A 3667-nucleotide genomic window follows, 5' to 3' on the forward strand; every position below is an offset into this window, starting at 1 on the left:
TGTAGTCGTCGATCGGGTGTTCGCTGGCCATGCCGCTCGCCTGCACGCGTGCCCAAAGCCGTCGCCCGGCGTGGCCGAGCAGGATGAGCTGGTGGAATCCGGTCGTGTCGCCCAGGGTTTTTCGCGTTTCTTCGGGCAGCCCATCCAGATCGAAGACGAACTGCCGGTTGAGACCGTCCGCGGCCAGGGCCTCGCCCGGAAAAGCCGGGCGCTCACTCATTTTCAAGGACCGGCCTTGTCTCACCGACCCGCCGCTGGGCGACCCAGACGAGCAGGGCGTCGATGGCCGCGCTGCCGGCCTGGGCGCGCGGATGGTTGATCAGGAAAGTGACGGCATGGCGCCGGCCCTGGCCATCCAACGCGAAGCCGGCGGCGGTCTTGACGCCATCGAGCGTGCCGGTCTTGATGTGGGCGCGGCCGGTGGCGGCGGAACCGTTGAGGCGTTTTTTCATCGTGCCGTCGATGCCGACGATCGGCAGGCTGGAGATGAATTCGGGCATCACCGGACTTTTCCAGGCGTCGAGCAGCAGGCGGTTGAGGCTGTCGGCGCTAATCCGTTCGATGCGCGACAGGCCGGAACCGTTGTCGAGGACCAGTTCGGAGAAATGCAGATTGCGGCTGGTCAGCCAGTCGGTGATGCGCTGGCGGGCGCGCTCGGCGGTGGCTGGCGCAGAATCGTTGCCGATGGTCAGGAAAACCTGGCGGGCCATGACGTTGTTGCTGAACTTGTTGATGTCGCGCACGGCGTCGGCCAGCGGCGCCGATTCGTGCTGGGTGAGCAGTTTGGCGCCGAGCGGCACGCTGCCGGGGCGAATCTGGCCGTTCACGGTGCCGCCGAGTTCCTTCCACAGGGCGCGGATCAGGCCGCTAGTCTGGGCTTCGGCCGGCAGCGGCGACAGGCTGAGCGGCTTTTCGCCACACAGCGCGGCGTAGCTGCCGGTGAATTCCAGCCGGTTGCCGGTGTTTTCAGGAATCAGCCGAACGGTGATCAGATCCTTCCAGTTGCTGCCGCACTCGCTGTTGCTGGTGCGCAACTGGTTGTCGACGCGCAGGCCCTCGCTTGGCGTTTCCATGAGCACGCGGGGCTTGCCGTTGTCCGGCTGCAGCGTGAAACGCAGGGCGCGGAAATTGAGCAGAAAGCCGTCCGGCCCGACGTTGTAGGGGCGCATCGGCTTATCGTCGAAAGCGCCGGGATCACTGGCCGGGGTATCGAAAACGCTGCGGTCGAGCACGATGTCGCCGTCGATCCGGCGGATGCCGCGGACCTGGATCTGGCGGAGCAGGGCGGTCAGGTGTTCGATGGCGAAGCGCGGATCGCCGCTGCCGCGAATGTACAAATTTCCGCTTAAATTCCCGTCGACCGTAGCGCCCCGAACGACGTCCCCTTGGGGGATGGGATTCTCGATCCACGCCGTGGTTTTCCACGTGTAGGCGGGGCCGAGCAGGTCGAGGGCGGCATAGGTGGTGACCAGTTTCATGACCGAAGCCGGATTCATCGGGCGGCTGGCGTTGTGGGCCAGCAATGGCGCGCTCGCATCAACCGGGTGGACGACGACGGCAACGCTGGCCGCCGGAATCTGCGCCGCTTTCAGGGCCTGCAACACGGTCGGCGGCAGATCGGCGCCGGCCACGCCTGCCGCCGTGAGCAGCGCGAGCAAGCCAAAAATTTGCCGCAGCCGGCGATAAGCCGGCGGATGGGGCGCAGGGCAGGGCGAAGGCGGGATCATGGCGAAAAAAATGGGGGCTCGAAAGCCCCCATTGTAGTCGTTGTGAATCGTCGCTCAGCGCCGATAGAGCTCGAAAGAGGCGATCAGCGCTTCGAGCTGGTGCGAGGTGCCGAGCAGCGCTTCGGCGATCGACTTGGCGCTCTGCGCCGACTGCGTGTTCTGCTCGATCAGGTCGGTAATCTGCTGCATGCTGCTGGCCACTTCCTCGCTGGCCACGCCTTGCTGGCGGGCGGCATCGGAGATCTGGCTGGCCATCAGCGAAACCTGGCTCGACGAGCTGGTGATGCCTTCGAGGCCGGCGACGCTCTCGCGCAACATGCCGATGCCCGTGGCTACTTCGTGGGCGGCCAGATCCATGCTGGACACGGCCTGGGCGGTGACTGACTGGATTTCATTGACGGTGGTGTTGATGTCGGCCGTCGACGTTGTCGTCCGTTCAGCCAGCTTGCGCACCTCGTCGGCAACGACCGCAAAGCCGCGGCCCTGTTCGCCGGCCCGGGCCGCTTCGATGGCGGCATTGAGAGCGAGCAGGTTGGTCTGGCTGGCGATGTCGGCAATGACCCGGGTGATGTCGCCGATCTTGGCAATCGAGCGGTTGAGCTGGTCGATCGTCGCGTTCGAGGCGGTCACCGCCTCGACGACACGGGTCGTCGCCACCATGCTCTGATTGATGTTGGCGTTGCTTTGCTTGACCTGGTTTTGGGCATCGTGGGCAGCCGATGCGGTTTCCTCGGCATTGGCGGCGACTTCCTGTACCGACTGGCTGAACTCTTCGGTGGCCGCAGCGACCCCTTCGACACTGGCCTGTTGCAGCACGGACTGCGCCGACACCTGCGTCATCTGCTGCTCAAGCGCGTAGCTGCGCTGGTCGATGCTTTGCGCCGCCGTGCTGATCTCGTCGAGCATCGCCTTGATGCTGCCCTGCATGGTGCCCAGGTTACAGAGCAGGAGGCCCATTTCGTCGCGGCCGGAAATATCGATTTCCTCGGTCAGCTTGCCTTCGCTGATCCGCTCGAAATGCGTGTTGGCCTTGCGCAGTGGCGCGACGATGGAGCGGACCAGCAGGCCGCCGCCGATTAACGTGATGAGCAGGGCAAAGACGATCAGCCCGATACTCATGTTGCGGACCGCGGCATATTCCGTTTCAGCCGCCATGTAACGCGCTTCGGCATCGCTGCTCAATTGCTGGATCAAGGCTTCGGCGTTTTGCCGTAACTCGGCGTATAGCGGGTTGATCTTGGTTAGCAGGACCACGTTGGTTTCATGGAATTTGCCTTCTGCCAGCAGGCTGCGTGCCGCGTTGATGCCCTCTTTCGAATACTTTTCGCGGCTTTCGCCAAACTTGTCGAGCAGGGCTTTCTGGCTGTCGGTCAGCGTCTGCTTCTTCAAGACATCGAGCAGGCTGTTGATTTCCTCGCGATTTTTCAGGGTCGTGTTGATATGCAGATCGAGCGGGTGATCGTGCATCTTGGCAAAGGGGTTCGTCGCTTCGTGCTGCAAGGCGAGCATGATCTGCGAGCGGTTGTCAGCGAGCAGGAAGGTCATGCGATTGACCGTGTTGGATGGCAACAGATTGTCGCGGTACATCGCATTCAGCGCCTGATCCGTCCCGGCCAGGCTGCGCAGGCCAAAGAAGCCGATCAGGCCCATCAAGGCTATCAGCACGCCCATCGCGGCCCACAGTCGCGGCGCGAGCGGGATGCCGCGTTTGGCCGACGCCGGCACTTTGCCCGCTGTTCCGGCAGCCCGGTAAAGCGCCTCGGCGGCGGCCTTTTTATCTGCCGCCAGCGGGGTGCGCACCGACATGTAACCGGTGATTTCGCCATTTTTCTTGAGCGGAACGACGAAGGCCTCGACCCAATAGTAATCGCCATTCCGGCAGCGGTTCTTGACCGCGCCACGCCACGGCAGGCCGGCCTTGATCGTCTGCCAGAGATCGG

Annotated in this window: 2 protein-coding genes and 1 pseudogene; all 3 read right to left on the minus strand. The window is 63.8% G+C overall.

All coding sequences use genetic code 11. The features are described 5' to 3' along the window. Positions 1–220, minus strand: a pseudogene (locus ADADOO_RS07400) (hypothetical protein); the annotation flags it as partial. Next, the gene (gene dacB / locus ADADOO_RS07405; protein ID WP_511276320.1) at positions 213–1658 is read right to left on the minus strand and encodes a D-alanyl-D-alanine carboxypeptidase/D-alanyl-D-alanine endopeptidase; all 1446 of its coding nucleotides are present in this window, start codon (positions 1656–1658) and stop codon (positions 213–215) included. The pseudogene ADADOO_RS07400 and the gene dacB, both read right to left, overlap by 8 nt. Before the next feature lie 123 nt (positions 1659–1781). Continuing rightward, the coding region (locus ADADOO_RS07410; protein WP_511276322.1) for a methyl-accepting chemotaxis protein at positions 1782–3667 on the minus strand (1886 nt) is incomplete at its 5' end.

It is taken from the genome of Azonexus sp. (assembly GCF_036170495.1).
In the GTDB taxonomy this organism is placed as follows: Bacteria; Pseudomonadota; Gammaproteobacteria; order Burkholderiales; family Rhodocyclaceae; genus Azonexus.